The organism is Glaciecola sp. KUL10 (assembly GCF_003203515.1).
Classification (GTDB): Bacteria; Pseudomonadota; Gammaproteobacteria; order Enterobacterales; family Alteromonadaceae; genus Glaciecola.
In genome coordinates, this window is record NZ_BGNG01000014.1 from 47,380 (window position 1) to 63,764 (window position 16,385).

General features: G+C 41.9%; 10 protein-coding genes. 4 read left to right on the forward strand and 6 right to left on the reverse strand.

Going from position 1 to position 16,385, the window contains the following annotated elements; genetic code table 11:
- Positions 1 to 3 precede the first annotated feature (3 nt).
- From lysC to KUL10_RS17200, 4 genes are all read right to left on the reverse strand, one after another.
- Positions 4 to 1,353 (reverse strand): lysine-sensitive aspartokinase 3, encoded by a 1,350-nt coding sequence (gene lysC, locus KUL10_RS17185; protein WP_110430190.1) that lies wholly within the window; start codon positions 1,351 to 1,353, stop codon positions 4 to 6.
- 111 nt (positions 1,354 to 1,464) lie between these two features.
- Entirely contained in the window at positions 1,465 to 2,007 is a 543-nt protein-coding gene (locus tag KUL10_RS17190) for a DUF192 domain-containing protein (RefSeq protein ID WP_110430191.1), read from the reverse strand.
- 124 nt (positions 2,008 to 2,131) lie between these two features.
- The gene (acnB, locus tag KUL10_RS17195) at positions 2,132 to 4,744 is read right to left on the reverse strand and encodes a bifunctional aconitate hydratase 2/2-methylisocitrate dehydratase (RefSeq protein WP_110430192.1); all 2,613 of its coding nucleotides are present in this window, start codon (positions 4,742 to 4,744) and stop codon (positions 2,132 to 2,134) included.
- A 253-nt stretch (positions 4,745 to 4,997) separates the two neighbouring features.
- Positions 4,998 to 6,131, reverse strand: coding sequence for a PQQ-dependent sugar dehydrogenase (locus KUL10_RS17200; protein WP_110430193.1), 1,134 nt, complete (start codon positions 6,129 to 6,131; stop codon positions 4,998 to 5,000).
- Positions 6,132 to 6,316: 185 nt separating this feature from the next.
- Between KUL10_RS17200 and KUL10_RS17205 the strand changes: the two genes are divergently transcribed.
- Positions 6,317 to 6,748 carry a hypothetical protein gene (locus tag KUL10_RS17205; protein WP_110430194.1) on the forward strand — a complete coding sequence of 144 codons (432 nt, stop codon included), beginning with the start codon at positions 6,317 to 6,319 and terminating at the stop codon, positions 6,746 to 6,748.
- A gap of 104 nt (positions 6,749 to 6,852) precedes the next feature.
- Positions 6,853 to 8,418, forward strand: coding sequence for an AMP-binding protein (locus tag KUL10_RS17210; RefSeq protein ID WP_110430195.1), 1,566 nt, complete (start codon positions 6,853 to 6,855; stop codon positions 8,416 to 8,418).
- Between the two features lie 8 nt (positions 8,419 to 8,426).
- Here KUL10_RS17210 and KUL10_RS17215 read toward each other — a convergent pair whose 3' ends face one another.
- Both KUL10_RS17215 and KUL10_RS17220 read right to left on the reverse strand, forming a co-directional pair.
- Positions 8,427 to 9,995, reverse strand: a complete 1,569-nt coding sequence (locus KUL10_RS17215; RefSeq protein WP_110430196.1) for a sulfotransferase — start codon at positions 9,993 to 9,995, stop codon at positions 8,427 to 8,429.
- 2 nt (positions 9,996 to 9,997) lie between these two features.
- Positions 9,998 to 11,596 (reverse strand): sulfotransferase, encoded by a 1,599-nt coding sequence (locus tag KUL10_RS17220; RefSeq protein WP_110430197.1) that lies wholly within the window; start codon positions 11,594 to 11,596, stop codon positions 9,998 to 10,000.
- A gap of 396 nt (positions 11,597 to 11,992) precedes the next feature.
- Between KUL10_RS17220 and KUL10_RS17225 the strand changes: the two genes are divergently transcribed.
- Together KUL10_RS17225 and KUL10_RS17230 are read left to right on the forward strand one after the other, a co-directional pair.
- Entirely contained in the window at positions 11,993 to 12,964 is a 972-nt protein-coding gene (locus KUL10_RS17225; RefSeq protein WP_110430198.1) for a class I SAM-dependent methyltransferase, read from the forward strand.
- A gap of 307 nt (positions 12,965 to 13,271) precedes the next feature.
- Positions 13,272 to 16,169: a TonB-dependent siderophore receptor gene (locus KUL10_RS17230; RefSeq protein ID WP_110430199.1), complete on the forward strand. Its 2,898-nt coding sequence runs from the start codon at positions 13,272 to 13,274 to the stop codon at positions 16,167 to 16,169.
- Positions 16,170 to 16,385 lie beyond the last annotated feature (216 nt).

Here is a 16,385-nt window from a genome sequence, read left to right on the forward strand (position 1 = left end):
TTATTACTCGAATAGCGCTTTATGCAGTACTTTTACGATATCCTCACTATCTAATGCAGATACTACAAAAGACAAGTTATGGGGATTAGCACCAAAGCAGATCATTCTCAAATTAAAGTCAGAAATCGCTGAAAAAATCTTACTCGATACCCCTGCGCCACTGTGCATGTTATTGCCGACTACCGTCACAACATCAAAGCCCGTTTCAACACTTACATCACAAATAGTCGTTAGTTCAGCAAGAGTAGCTTTGTTTATCTTTTCAGAAACCGTGTTGGGAGGATTATCTAAGGTAAACGAAACCGAAATTTCAGATGTAGTCACCAAATCTACTGATAACTTGTGTTTAGCAATAATCGCAAAAACACGCTGCAAGAAACCCTGCGCGTACATCATTTTAGGTGTTTTGACAGTGACCATAACCTGTTCTTTGCGGCGTGTAATCGCTCGATATGCAGGTTCATGCTCACAATCGCGTACAATCCATGTGCCGCCTTTTTCTGGCTCTCTGCTCGAGCCAACAAAGACCTTAATATTTTGTCGTAACGCAGGCTCCATGGTCGCTGGGTGCAAAACTTTAGCACCAAATGTTGCCATCTCAGCCGCTTCTTCAAAGCTCAATTCTGGCAGCGGTCTAGCTTGCTCGGTTATACGAGGGTCGGTTGTATAAACGCCAATTACATCAGTCCAGATCTCACATGTTTGCGCACCTAAGGCTTCAGCCAACAATGCAGCGGTAAAATCAGAACCACCACGCCCTAATGTAGTTGTTCGTCCTTGTGTATCTGCGCCGACAAAACCTTGAGTCACAACGATATTATCTTCAATCTCAGGCACAAGTAATGATTGTACTAATTCTTTGATAGCGGGAACATCGGGGGCGGCATTAGTAAATGTATCATCGGTACGCAATACTTTTCTGACGTCAAAATTGACTGCGCTCGCGCCTTTTTCTTTTAAGACTTCGGCGAATAGTAAAGAAGACATTCTTTCGCCCATCGACATGAGTGAGTCTTTAACATCGTCTCTAAAATTAATTTCTTCATGAGCAGCCAATGTCGCCACCTCAGCAAGCAAATCAAATAGTTTTTCAGCCACATTACCGGGGTGTTTAAGTTGCTCTAAAATATTGGTTTGAATCTTTTCAATCTCAGCTACAGTCTCGCTGATTTGAGCTTGTGTCAGGGGTGTACTGGCCAGCTTAACAAGGTGATTAGTTACACCGGCTGAAGCACTTACAACGGCTACTTTTGTGTTTGGGTTAGCTAACACTACATCGGCGCAACTACACATGGTTTGAAAAGTGGCTACGCTGGTGCCACCAAATTTGGCTACATTAACACTGGATGTCATTTTAAACTTCTCTTATTTACTGCTTTTTACTTGTTGTTGATTTAAATTACTTCGCCTGAGTTTAGCTCTAAGAATGGTGCAGGCAATTGCTTTATATTCCTAATTTCACGCCTAGAAGTCGTGAACGTCTTGAACTTTTACTTTTTGGCCGACTTTAATATTGTGCATTGCCATCCACCCTAAATTCATTTCAAGAGCAAAACGCACAGGCTTTGAACTCTTTACAGGGCTTAAATCAAAAGGCGCTAACTGTTTAATATCAGTAATCGTTCCGTCTTCTTCAATGTAAGCTAAATCAAGCGGAATATACGTATTTTTCATCCAAATACTGCCAATTTGGTCTTGGTCAAATTTAAACAGCATGCCGCAGTCGGCGCACATTTGGCGACGATACATCAAACCAAGTGCGCGCTCATTTGGCGCATCTGCATATTCTACGACTATTGTTTTTTCACCTACTTCAATCGCGATCAATGAACCATCACTTTGAGCTTTTTTTAATAAGGCCTGAACGTCCTCTTTGGTTTGTACGTCGGATATTTGATGTTCATGATCATCTCCATGTGCCAGCACGGCCGTTGTATAAACAACCAAGAAGCTCGCCGCCATAAATTTGGTAAAAACACGGCGAAATATTAGATTTATTGATGTCATTTTTATTTTCCTGACGAAAAACAAGCAATAAAAAAGCTGGACGCAAACGCTATCCAGCTTTTTCTAACGTTTTTAGCATATTGCATCAGCTACAAAAGCGATGCAACGCTATTTAACTTATAACTTAAGCGATATTTAAGGTTGGAATAATATCAGCTTTTGCTTTTTCTGCGGCTTGTGTAAATTTGGGCATTTTATCGAAGTTTAAGTAACGGAATACTTCGCTACTCATTGATTCGATTTTATTTGCATATTCCATGTATTCTTCTGTCGTAGGAATCTTACCAACAATTGCGCCAACGGCTGCCATTTCAGCAGAACAAAGGTAAACATTTGCGCCATCACCTAAACGGTTAGGGAAGTTACGCGTTGACGTTGATAATACCGTTGCACCCGCAAGTACGCGAGCTTGGTTACCCATACATAATGAACAACCCGACATTTCCATTCTAACGCCTGCTTTACCGTAGATGTTGAAGTAACCTTCTTCCATCAACTGAGCTTCGTCCATCTTAGTCGGTGGAGACATCCACAAACGCGTTGGCAAGGTACCGCCGTATTGCTCAAGTAATTTACCTGCTGCACGGAAGTGACCAATATTAGTCATACACGAACCGATGAATACTTCATCAACATTGTCACCAGCAACTTCAGATAAGGTCTTCGCATCATCTGGGTCATTCGGGCAACACAAGATTGGTTCTTTGATGTCAGCCAAATCAATTTCGATAACTTCTGCGTATTCTGCATCAGCATCAGCTTGCATGAGACTTGGATCGGCTAACCACTCTTCCATCTTACGTGCACGACGCTCTAGTGTTCTTGGGTCGCCATAACCTTCTTTGATCATCCAACGTAACATGGTGATGTTAGAGTTTAGGTACTCGGCAATTGAATCTTCAGAAAGCTTAATTGTACAACCTGCTGCAGAACGTTCTGCAGATGCATCTGATAATTCAAACGCTTGCTCTACTGTCAAATCTTCAAGCCCCTCGATCTCTAAGATACGACCAGAGAAAGCATTGATTTTACCTTTTTTAGCAACTGTCAATAGACCTTGTTTGATACCATACAAAGGAATTGCATGCACCAAGTCACGTAAAGTGATACCTGGTTGCATTTTACCTTTAAAGCGAACCAATACTGATTCAGGCATATCAAGCGGCATAACGCCAGTTGCAGCTGCAAAAGCAACCAAGCCAGAACCAGCTGGGAATGAAATACCCATTGGGAAGCGAGTATGCGAATCACCACCTGTACCGACAGTATCTGGCAATAACATGCGGTTTAACCACGAGTGGATAATACCGTCACCTGGACGAAGCGATACACCGCCACGGTTCATAATGAAATCAGGTAATGTATGTTGCGTTTCGATATCAACAGGCTTTGGATAAGCTGCCGTGTGACAGAAAGACTGCATCGTTAAATCAGCGGTAAATCCTAAACAAGCAAGATCTTTTAATTCATCGCGCGTCATTGGTCCTGTTGTATCTTGAGATCCAACAGTGGTCATCTTAGGCTCGCAGTATGTGCCTGGGCGGATACCCTCAACACCACAAGCTTTGCCTACCATTTTTTGTGCTAGCGTAAAGCCTTTGCCTGAATCTTCTGGCGCTACTGGTACTCGGAATAAATCAGTTGGGCCTAACCCTAGTGACTCACGAGCACGGTCAGTTAGACCACGACCAATAATAAGGTTGATACGGCCACCAGCACGCACTTCATCTAGTAATACATCAGACTTATACTTGTATGTTGCTAATACTTCGCCTGTTTCTGCGTTTTTGATTTCACCCGCTAATGGATAAATATCAATCACGTCGCCCATGTTCATCTTATCAACATCAGCTTCAAATACTAAAGCACCTGCATCTTCCATAGTATTGAAGAAGATTGGCGCAACTTTACCGCCAATACAAATACCACCACCACGCTTATTAGGCACACCCGGTAAATCTTCACCAAAGAACCATAAGACTGAGTTAGTCGCTGACTTACGTGAAGAACCCGTGCCCACAACATCACCCACAAAAGCAACAGGGTGGCCTTTGGCTTTAATTTCATCAATTTGAGCTAGAGGACCGACTTCGCCGTGCTTTTCTGGCGTTAGCCCATCACGTGTCATTTTATACGCCGCACGAGCGTGTAGAGGAATGTCTGGACGTGACCATGCATCTGGTGCAGGTGACAAATCGTCTGTATTGGTTTCGCCAGTTACTTTAAATACTGAACATGTGATTTTTTCAGGCATGTCTTCGCGTGATGTAAACCATTCAGCTTCTGCCCATGAGTTCATCACAGCCGTTGCGTGTGCATTGCCCGCTTTGTGCTTTTCTTCTACATCGTGGAAAGCATCAAACATCAATAGTGTATGCTTCAGCTCTTCTGCTGCTAGTTCAGCTAAGTCAGCATCGTCAAGTAGTGACACTAATGTCTCGATGTTGTAACCACCGTGCATGTTGCCTAAAAGTTGAACTGCTGCGTCTTTTGAAATTAGCGGGCTGCTGGCTTCGCCTTTAACGATTGCGCTTAAGAAAGCTGCTTTTACATAGGCAGCTTCGTCAACACCTGGAGGTACTCGCTCAGAAATTAACTCGAGTAAAAAATCTTCTTCGCCGGCAGGAGGGTTTTTCAATAACTCAACTAAATCAGCAACTTGCTCTGGATTAAGTGGTTTTGGTGGGATACTCTCAGCTGCACGTTCGGCTACGTGCTTACGATAATTTTCTAACACTATGTCGTCCTCTTGTTGGGTGCTGACTCGATATTTCGTGCACTAAAAGTGAGGCACGAAACTCAGCATGAATCTATATTCGCGGCGTAGTATACCGCTTCATACCTAGAATTTGAATTTTAAAGTTTGATATCGGCAAAATAGCCATTATTCATAAGACTAATTGTTTTATAAATGTTAATCGATTTTATCAATGCCAAATTACAAAATTTGCAACGACACTTTAAATAGATGTGATAGGGAAAACCTTCCATCACTTAACGTATAATCCCAACTTAATGATAGAAGCCGTTTCGCCATCAGTTAGAAGTAAAATATTACTCTGAGGATCAAGCGTAATATCCCTCAAACGATGATCACCCTGATAAATAAGTTTTTCGTCATCGAGCTTTTGATTATTCAGCAGTAAAGAGTGAACTTGCTTATACTTGAGAGAGGTAATTAACAAACGACCTGATAGTGGACTTGAACCATTTTTGACATATACCATCCCCGATGGAGCGATAGATGGTGTCCAATCGTGATCAGGAAGGCGCATATTGGGGTAGTCTTTAAAAGGTGAGATAGTAGAGCCAATGTAATCCATCCCATTGGTCACGACGGGCCAACCGTAGTTGGTGCCCGCTTGCAGAAAATTGATTTCGTCTCCACCAGCAGGTCCATGCTCGTGGGTCACAACAGTTCCGTCTTGAAGCACAATTACTGACTGTGGATTTCTATGCCCTAAAGTAAATACCTTTGATTCGGCAGCACTTTCAGATGAATAAAAAGGATTATCAGTTAGCGCTTGGCCAGTATCAGAGACTCGCAATATTTTACCCTGATGCGAACTAAGTATCTGAGCACGTTCTCGATAGTCAAAACCATCACCACTACTGACAAGTAAAGACCCATCTGACATAAAGGCTAATCTGCCGCCATAATGCACAGGTGTATCACGCGGCTCATTTAGCACAAGGACTATTTCAAGATTGTCGACTGTGCTGTCATTTTCGTTGAGTTTAAATCGCACGACTTTTAATACATTTTCGTCATCGCTACCCGATGAATAGCTCAAATAAACCCATCCGTTTTCACTATATTGCGGGTGAAATTCGATATCTAATAAACCGCCCTGCCCTTTGTAGTATAAGTCTTGAGGCGCAAATTCAAACGTCTGCACTCTCCATTGCTCGTCTAAAACAGAAAATCCACCAGCTCGGTGGGTCACAAATATCCGATTGTCCGGCGAAGTGCTGATTGACCACGACTTCGGTAGCGCTTCAGCCACGGTCGATGTATTAAAATCTAAACCTAAAGTGTCCAAATCTGACGCGCGAATAAAGCCCGAAAATAGTAGAGCGCAGATTAATGTCGATGCACAAGATAAATAGTGAGGTTTATTCATCCGATTGCCTAGCGTTGATAGTAATTTCCGCATAAACCTTAAGTTTCCTGTATTTTTAATAACGTTATTTAAAGTGGAAGCTATTCAAATACTAATATAAAGTTAACGGTGTGTTAACTTTTTCTCCGGAAAACACATACGCCTAGCAACCGCTTTTCACAGACAAGTTTACGAACATGAAGATAATGAAAATACTGTTACACCTAATTGCCTCGGCACTTGCTTGTTTTGTAGTCGCCTCGTTGTTGCATACGCAATCGGTGCTTAATCGACTAATAGAGTTGGGTATTAATATTCCAATTAGTAATAGAATCAGTACGGTATTTGCTGATTTACAAGGGCTAGCTCCCACTTATGGCGTGATATTATTAGCAGGTTTAAGTATTGCGTTTTTCGTTTCATCTCTTTTGTTAAAGCGTTTTTCGACCAACCCCATTATCATATATAGCATTGCGGGTGCAGTAGCCGTTGCAACAATCTTGTTGGCAATGCAGCCAATTTTAAATATAACGCTATTAGGTGGTGCTAGGGGGACGTTTGGTTTTTTATCACAGTGCCTCGCGGGGGCACTGGGTGGCATTCTTTTTGGTGCGTTAAGGACTCAGCGTAAAAATTAATATCAACAATGTGATCTCATCATGTAAATTGATTGTTAATAAAACAACATTCAACTATTCTGAATTGACGATAGAATTGACAATTACACATGGAGATTTCACCGATGAGCCAAACGGTCACTTTACCCGATAACGTTAACTCGCTTGCGGACTATATCGAATCAACTTTTAAGAAATACGGCGAAAAACCCGCTTATCATGCGATTGGTCAAAGCATGAGTTTCGCTGAAATAGACACTCGCTCAGCTCAATTTGGTGCATGGTTATTAGCAAAAGGAAATCTACAGCCCGGCGATCGCATTGCAATTCAACTGCCCAACCTATTACAAAACCCGATAGCGGTTTACGGTGCACTTCGCGCAGGTTTAGTTGTCGTCAACACCAATCCACTTTATACCTCTAAAGAAATGGCGCATCAGTTTAAAGACTCTGGTGCAAAAGCCTTGGTGATTTTGCATGACTTTTTAGATAAATACGAAGCGATAAAATCACAGTGTGATATTCAAACGGTAGTGGTCACTGACGCGCCACAGATGTTGACTCAAAAAGCCTTGGAAAGTGATTACCCTTGTTACATGCAAGTCTTTTCTGAAGCGAGTGATTTAACGCTTCCTCCGCGTCCAGAAATTTCCTTAGATGATGCCTGTATTTTGCAATATACTGGCGGCACGACGGGCGTCTCAAAAGGGGCAGAATTAACCCACCGAAATGTCCTCGCCAATAGCTTACAAACACTTAATCGTTTGGGTGAGCGTTTTTCTGAAGGCAGTGAGATCATCGTCTGCCCACTACCGCTTTATCACATATACGCGTTTACCGTGTGTATGATGACCTTATTTGCAAAAGGCGCAATGACCCTACTTATCCCTAATCCTCGCGATATGGATAGTTTTGTGCAAGCGCTTAAACCGCATAAATTCACTGCCTTTGCTGGGCTAAATACACTGTTTATGGGGCTTTGTTCTCACCCAGAGTTCCCCAAGTTAGACTTTTCAAAGCTTAAGCTCACTATTTCTGGCGGAACGGCGCTAACAAAATCAGCATCTGATCTGTGGGAATCAACAACAGATTGCTCGATTACAGAGGGTTATGGATTATCCGAAACAGCGCCAGTAGTTGCCTTTAATCAACCCGGTCAAGAACACCTTGGCACCGTTGGTTTGCCTGTTGATGGCACCGATATTTTGTTGCTCGACGAAAATGATCAGCCGGTCGAGGATGGCAAAGAAGGGCAAATCGCCTGCAAAGGGCCACAAGTGATGAAAGGCTATTGGCAGCGCCCTGACGAGACAGCAAAAGTAATGACAGCTGACGGTTACTTTAAAACTGGCGATGTCGGTGTGCGTTTAGAAGACGGATGCATCAAAATCGTTGATAGATTAAAGGACATGATCATTGTCTCTGGCTTCAATGTTTACCCTAACGAAGTAGAGGAAGTACTTACGCTTCACCCAAGCGTTTTAGAAGCCGCTGTTATCGGCAAACCAGATGAAAAAACACAAGAAAAGGTGTGTGCATTTGTGACCGTTAATGGTGATTATAATGAAGCCGAGGTTATCGCGTATTGTCGAGAATCGTTGACCGCTTATAAAATCCCGAAAGAGGTTAACGTCATCCCTGAACTACCCAAATCGGCAGTGGGTAAAATCCTTAGAAGAGAACTGCGCTAATCAACAATTTAATCAACAATAATGCCATGCCGTTGCAAGTAGTCTTGCAACGGCTTTAAGTGCTGCTTAAAGTGTTTCCATTTACCCACTGATCTTGAATGAATCTTTTCTCTAACTTGCAAGGTGCTAGCTGTCGCACTTGAGGCTGGATTAAGTTCAAATGACAGACAAGCTTGCTCGAATTCAACGCCGAGCTTACCTAGTAACATTCTGGTTTGCCCTTCTTGATCAGCCACCATGTCTTCATAGTTGAGTTCAATCAGCCGCTCACCTAGCGTAGACTGCCAATGTTGCCTGAGCTTTTCTTGCGCTACATAGTATTTGCCCAAGTCTTCTAAGGAATATGCAAATTTGAAGAACGACTGCTTGAACATGGCAAAACACGCATCCATGGGGTGTCGTTTTAAGTAAACGATTTTTGCATTTGGAAACGCCTTCGCAATAAAGCCCAAATACAAATAATTGAATGGGTATTTATCAATAAACAAAGGGCTATTATTTAATCGATATTTAATCGCATTCAAATAAGTGTTTGCCACCAGCTCTATTTTGTTCGCTGCGGCTGATTTAATCGTCGACACACTTGGGTCATGTATCCCGCCTTCTCCGCTAGCTGCACGAACTGCCATTTGCATAAAAAAGGTCTCATCGGCACTTTCAATTTGCGAATGACTAGACGCAATTCGCTCGATAAGTGTTGTGCCTGTTCGGGGCAAACCGACAATAAAGATAGGTGTTTTGAGCGACTCATTGATAGCTGGGTTACTGGTTTCCAACCAAGCCTTAGTGCAGGATACTTGAATTTGCTCAAGAACAGCGATTTCATCCTCCACTCGATAGTTTGCGACACTTAGTACTGCATCACCTGCTTTTTTGTAAAATGAAAACGCGTTGTCCCATTGGCCGAGATCTTCATACTCTTTTGCAAGCGCATAATATAAGTAGATGTTTTTATCAGCAGACAAGTTTGTTTGTGCCAAGATATCTAGCATTTGTTTTATATGACGCTCGTCTTTTACGGCTTCTAACTTTGAATACTCATAGTGATGCTTTTGATACTTTGGGTACTTTTGGATCAGCGCCCCATACTTTTCTTTGGCTTCACTGACTTTACCTAGCAAAACTGCGCAGGCTGCATAATTGGCTTTGAATGCATCCACATCACTTTGCAGCACATTTGCACGTTGATACAAAGGCCATGCATTTGAATGCAAACCAAGTCCAGTGTAGAGGTTGGCAGCCATGTCCAGATATAATGGACTGTTGTCTAACAAGGTTTCATATTCGGTGAGTAACGCATGGCACTCATTGTGTTGTAATAACACCAGATGCTGGCTGGCTTTTTCAATCGCAGCATCATAGCGTTTACTATCTAAACTCAAGGCTTGTGCAAACAGTTGAATCGCTTGGGCAGGTCTTCTAGCAGCCTTTTGAGCCAGACCAGCCAAAAAGTAACCTTCTGCCTGCTGTGGAAAGTTAACTTGGATATGACTGGCAATTGCATGTACATTTGCCCAGTCTTTTCGTTGTACCGCATGCCTAGCATGTTGGCTGAGTTGCCCAAAATCGTATTGCATGTTTAGCCCAGTTTTATACCTGCTTTTTCTAGGTGTTCTTTTAAAGGAGCTAAATGTTTTTCGAAATTACGCCATTTATCAATGGACCTTACGTGAGCCTTTTCACGGATTTGAACCGAACTCGCGGTTGCACTTGGCGCATCATTTTTATCAAAATCTAAGCACGCTTGTTCAAAATCTAGGTCCAGTTTTTCAAGCAGGATTTTAGTCTCAGCTTCGGTATTTGAGGCGATGGCTTCATATTCAACTTCGATAAGCCTATCTTGCAGCACATCTCGCCAATGATTGCGAAGGCGATCGTAGGCACAATAATATTGTGCCAAGCCATCTTGAGAGTATGAAAATTTATATGCCCACGTAAAAATTTGCTTATACATTGAAAAACAAGCATCAAGCGGGTTGCGGCCTAAGTGAATAATTTTGGCATCTGGGTAAGCTTTTGCAATAAACCCTAAGAATAAAAAGTTAAAGGGGAGTTTATCAATAAAGTACTGTTGCTCACCTAAGCGATAATCAACGCAATCCAAATACCCTTTTGCGATACTAGATGGGTCTTTATCGACAAGCGATTTGATCATCTCTGCATTCATATTCTCTATGGTTTGCACCCCGCTTTCTCTGCGCAATACCATTTGCATAAACTGCGTTTCACCTATTGTTTGGACTTGTGAATGGCTAGAGATGATACGCTCTGTAAGGGTCGTACCCGTGCGTGGTAAGCCCACTATAAATATAGGTGTCTTTTTGTCTGTTGGCTTATTAGCCGCAGTGTTTTCTGGTGATTCAAAAGGAGTCTCAAGCCATTCTTTGGTACACGACTCGATCACAGCATCAATAATGTCTAAATCAGTTTTGATGTTGTATTTCGCAACTGACGTAACCGCATCGCCGCCTTTTTGATAGTATTCAAACGCCTTGTCCCACTCCCCAAGATCTTCATACTCTTTACCGATTGCAAAATATAAAAAGATAAATTGATCGGGTGCTTGTTCTGCACCGACCAAGAGCGCTTCCATTTGTTCAATGTGCGCCTTGTCTTTTGCCTTTTCTAAACGGGATAATTGATAGTGATTGCGTTGATGTTTGGGGAAGCGTTGTAGCAAGCTTTGATAAATGTCTTTTGCTTCTTTGATTTTGCCTAAAAACACATAACAAGACGCTAAATTAGCTTGGAACAAATCGATACCGGGCTGCACTTGATTTGCCTTTTCATATAGCGGAAGCGCTTTTTCTGGCAAACCTATTTCAGTGTAGACAGTTCCCGCAAGGTCCAAATACATAGAACTATTGCTAAGTTTATCTTGATAAGTATCAAGTAATTCAAGCGCTTCTTTATTTCGTCTCGCTACTGAAAACTGATTAGCCAACTCAACCGCAGCATCATAACGATTAGCATCCAGTCGAAGTGTTTGCTCAAACGCAGCTATAGCGCGCAAAGGCCGGTTAGCGACTCTTTCTACTAAACCACTTAAGAAGTGACCTTCGGGGTGTTGAGGATCTAGATTTAAAATGGCATTTGCATTGGTATAAACTAAATTCCAGTCTTGCGCACGCGCGGCTTTGCGAGCGACTTCGCTCAAACTTATTATTTGACTACTCATTATTATTCTGTCGTTTTTCTATATCTGGTTTCGATTATCTCAGCAATCGTTTGCAATATCATCCTAATATCTAGGGCCTATTGACCTTTGCTGTATGGTTTTGCAGCAGTCTGTGCGCAATTCATACAATTAAGTTCAATTTAAGTGTAGTAATCTACATGAAATTGAACTGAAGCAGTAGAAATTATGCACAGACGCTAGTTTATAAAAGTCTTTTTTAAATAGTTGATTCACTAATCATGGTCATGAGAATTAAATGAACAAAGTACATAAGATTGTTATACTTCGAGCGATTTAAGCATTCAAGATATCTATCCTCCAAAATATAACTCGTTCAAAATACAGCGATAGTCGGATAGGCAATAGACGCAAATATAATAATAAGAGTACGCAATCATGTCTGATAATAATCAACACGCAAATAGCTGGGATACATTTTGGAAAGGCACTAGCGAAGCATCAGCACTAAATGCAGGTGGCGCTAATCATCCTGCGCATCAAGCATTTTGGATGTCAACGTTTGAGCAACTAAAGCAACAACAAGAAGCCTTTTCAATATTGGATATCGCAAGTGGAAATGGTGCATTGGTTCAGATAGCTCATGAGGTATTTAATGAGCAGATAATGTCATTTTCTTGCGTGGATATTTCAGACGCGGCAATAAAAAACATTCATAAGCGATTTCCCAATGTAAATGGCATCGTTAGTGATGCGAACAAAATTGAACTGCCAGATAATGCTTTTGAGCTAGTGGTAAGTCAATACGGTATAGAGTACGCGGGTGTTGATGCTATTTTTGAAGCAGCAAGATTAGTATCAGAAGGTGGTACGATTATATTGGTAATGCATCTGAAACAAAGTCATATTTATACCGAATGTCAGCAGAGCTACACCGCAATAGAATTGTTGCAGCAAGCTGCTTTTATTGAAAAAGCTAAAGATATGTTTTCGGCAGGTTTTGCGGCTGTGCGAGGCGCTCCTCGCGAAGCCTATGACAATGCGGCGAAACTGTTATCTCCAGCAATTAGCGAACTAGAAAACATAATGCGTCAATATGGAACGGAAGTGGCGGCCGGCACAATATCTCGCTTGTATAATGATATAGGTAATATTCACTCTAATATGCCTGCTTACGACCCAAGCGAAGTACTTGGTTGGCTAGATAAAATGGAAGCTGAATTAGAGGCTTACATTCGCAGAATGAAAAGCATGTGTGAGTGCGCTATCAGCCAAGAGGCATTCGAAAAGATCAACTTAAAGTTGATTGATATGGGCTTCGAAATTCAAATTTCGGACAAATTTTATGCAACTGGTATTAAAAATCCAATGGCTTGGAGTTTAATCGCAAAAAAAAAGCCAAATAAATGACTAATTTACAATTGTTAAATATACAAACGAAATTTGTTCAATAATTAAGTTGTAACTAGTTATTACAGAAGAAGAAAAGAGGCGTTGATGGGATTTCATTAGCGTTATTTTGTATAACATATTCCTCACAAAAGCTTAAAACTTCCTATTTTCTATCACGCACGTGTCACAAAACCGTCACTTTCTTTATTGACCCAAGGGCGATTGTACGTATATAGTGACGAAAAGGCTCATTGCCTTTTGATATATAATAGTCGTAAAAAAGCGACAACAAAATAACTCGAAAATATTGTCTAGGGAGACATAAATGTTTACGAACTCTAAATTGACAAAGTCAGTTAGATTGGCTTTGCTTGTTGGAGGTGCGTCTGTTGCAACTTTAGCGTCTAACGCCGTAGTTGCTCAAGAAACACCAAATGCCGACAGCGATGTAGTCGAAAAAATCTCGGTTACTGGTTCTCGTATCAAACGTACTGATATCGAAAGCGCAAGCCCAGTTACGATCCTTGATCGTGCAGCTTTAGAGCTTTCAGGTTTAACTGATATCGGTGATTTTCTTCAAAGTATTCCTTCAATGTCTGGTTCACCAATTGGTACTACGACAAACAACGGCGGTAATGGTTCAGTTCAAATCGATCTTCGCGGTTTAGGTACGGCTCGTACACTTACACTAGTAAACGGCAAGCGTACTGTTGACGGTGGTGATTTCCAAACCATCCCATCAACCATGATTGAGCAAGTTGAAATTCTTAAAGATGGTGCATCAGCTGTATACGGTGCTGACGCGGTTGCAGGTGTTGTAAACATCGTAACGCGTAAAGACTTCAACGGTGTTGAAATAACAGCTCAAACTTCTGATTGGAACGACACAGAAGGCGCAGGCCAAGATTCACTTTCATTGATTGTTGGTAAAACATTCGCTGAAGGTAACTTCGTATTCGGTGCAGAACGTGTTGAGCAAGAAGAAGCTTTCCAAAGCGATACGCCTTGGGACTTCATGCAGAACTCTTTCTACATTTATCCAGCAGGTTGTGAAAACCAAGTTGCAGCACCATATGACGGCACGCCACAAGGCGGTTGTTACCCAATCGGTTCTTCACGTATTCCTGAGTCACGTTTATCTTTCTACAGCCAAGGTTTATTCCTAATCGGCACACCAGCAACTCAGCCAAACGAAGTTGGTTTGATGGTTCCGCATGATGGTCGTACTTACAACTACGCACCAGTTAACTACATGCAAACACCTTATGAAAGAACGAACGTTTTTGCTGAAGCGAACTTTGACTTAACTGACAACATCCGTTTCAGTGCTGAGTTCCGTGGTAACCAACGTACTTCTGCACAGCAGTTAGCGCCACTTCCATTTACTGGCGGTGACCCAATGTATGATGGTTTCTACGATGATCCAGCAACTGGCGAAACAGTAGCATTTACCGGTATTTCTCAAGACAACTACTACCTACGTCGCGCAGTTGATGCTTACAACGCAGCAAACGGCACTTCATTAGTATACGAGCCGGTAGTAAACCCACGTCGTCGTATGATCGAAACAAACCGTCGCTTCGAACAAACAATCACACAATACCAGTGGACTGCTGCGCTTGAAGGTGAGTTCGGAGATGATTACAGCTGGGATGTATACTTCAACCAAGGACATCGTAGTAACTCTAGCCAAGATTTTGGTCAGTTCTCAGGTTCACGCTTGTTCAATGCTTTAGGCCCATCTGCTGATTTAGACGGCGACGGTGTTCCAGAGTGTTATGCTGACGTAAACAATCCAGGCACGCTTATTGTTGGTTGTGTACCGTTAAACATGTTTGGTGGCGGTGCTGTTGATGCAGCTGGTAACCCAACTGTGACAACGCTTACACAAGAAATGATCGACTACGTATCACTAGATACAGTAGATTCAATCGTTCAAAACCAGCGTACATACGGTGCTAATATTAGCGGCTTCGCACTAGAACTTCCAGGCGGTGAGCTTGGTTGGTCACTAGGTTACAGCTACTGGCGTCAAGACTTAGCAAACATCCTTGATTCTGCTAAGACTATTGGTGCGGTGACAGGTAACGTTGGTGCAAGTACAACTGGCGAACTAATCAATAACGCGATTTTCGGTGAATTATACGCACCAATCTTTGATAACGGCGAGCAAAAAGTAGCACTTAAAGCCGGTGTTCGTTACGATGATTGGGATGCATTTGGAAGTGACACAACATACCAATTGGGTCTTGAAGTATCTGTATTTGATGATCTTAAACTTCGTAGTACAGTAGGTACAGTATTTAGAGCGCCTACCATCACTGACCTATTCGGTGGACAAGTTGATTCATTCCCAACCTATAACGACCCTTGTGTACCTAACGCTGGCGAAGCATTGCCACCAGGTTGTGCTCAAGTAGGTATCCAAACTGATAGCCAAGTATTGGCCCGTGTTGGTGGTAACCCAGAACTTAAGCCAGAAACTGGTGATTCTGTGACAGTTGGTGTTGTTTACTCTCCTGAGTTTGGAGACCACAACTTCACGTTCATCGCTGACTATTGGTCAATTGAACTTGAAGAAGGTATCAGTTCTTTAGGTGTTCAATTTACACTTAACCAATGTTATGTAGAGCAAGTTGATGCAGCGTGTTCATTGATTACTCGTAACAACGATTACTCAATCAACAATATTCTTGATGCTCAACTTAACGTAAGTGAAGAGACTGCAGCCGGTATCGATACTGAGTTCCGTTGGAACTACGCAAGTGATATTGGTGACCTACGTGCATCATTATTATGGACGCACGTATTAGAGCGTGAGCAAGTACAATTCGCTGGTAACCCAGTTGATGACTTCGTTGGTCGCTTTAACGGTTCTGCTTTTGCTGAAGACAAAGCTAACATCTCACTACAGTGGACTAAAGGTGACTTCTCTGTAAGCTACCTTGGTGAATACATCAGTGGTCTTGAAGGTGGTACAGGTTTTGGTCTTAATAATGCAGACGGTACTCCTTATCTACAACAAATCGATGCTCAGTATTACTCAGATATCGTTGGTACTTATACTTACGACGATACATTAACGTTTACAATGGGTATTACTAACATCACTGATGAGGCTCCACCGTTTATCGATGTAGGCTTCAACGGTAAAACTGATCCATCTACATACCGTATGTTTGGAACAGGCTACTACCTGCGTCTGAAGTATACTTACGAGTAAAATCGTAATTAGCTAAGATGTAAACATCTAAACAAAAGGGCTTCGAAAGAAGCCCTTTTTTATTGATTGAAATAAAGTGAATACGAAAGAAAAATTACTGTTTATACTTACTGCTCATAATGTACCCCTGTTAATTGAGACTTGATGTCAATAAGCCTAATCAAGACGGCCATTTCAACTGAAAAGATAAATCACAAATAAATCTAGGATAATGCT

Excerpts from the sequence above, each read along its gene's own strand:
- lysC (WP_110430190.1), bottom strand. The coding sequence starts at position 1,353 with ATGACATCCAGTGTTAATGTAGCCAAATTTGGTGGCACCAGCGTAGCC.
- KUL10_RS17190 (WP_110430191.1), bottom strand. The coding sequence starts at position 2,007 with ATGACATCAATAAATCTAATATTTCGCCGTGTTTTTACCAAATTTATG.
- KUL10_RS17200 (WP_110430193.1), bottom strand. The coding sequence starts at position 6,131 with ATGAATAAACCTCACTATTTATCTTGTGCATCGACATTAATCTGCGCT.
- KUL10_RS17205 (WP_110430194.1), top strand. The coding sequence starts at position 6,317 with ATGAAAATACTGTTACACCTAATTGCCTCGGCACTTGCTTGTTTTGTA.
- KUL10_RS17210 (WP_110430195.1), top strand. The coding sequence starts at position 6,853 with ATGAGCCAAACGGTCACTTTACCCGATAACGTTAACTCGCTTGCGGAC.
- KUL10_RS17215 (WP_110430196.1), bottom strand. The coding sequence starts at position 9,995 with ATGCAATACGATTTTGGGCAACTCAGCCAACATGCTAGGCATGCGGTA.
- KUL10_RS17220 (WP_110430197.1), bottom strand. The coding sequence starts at position 11,596 with ATGAGTAGTCAAATAATAAGTTTGAGCGAAGTCGCTCGCAAAGCCGCG.
- KUL10_RS17225 (WP_110430198.1), top strand. The coding sequence starts at position 11,993 with ATGTCTGATAATAATCAACACGCAAATAGCTGGGATACATTTTGGAAA.
- KUL10_RS17230 (WP_110430199.1), top strand. The coding sequence starts at position 13,272 with ATGTTTACGAACTCTAAATTGACAAAGTCAGTTAGATTGGCTTTGCTT.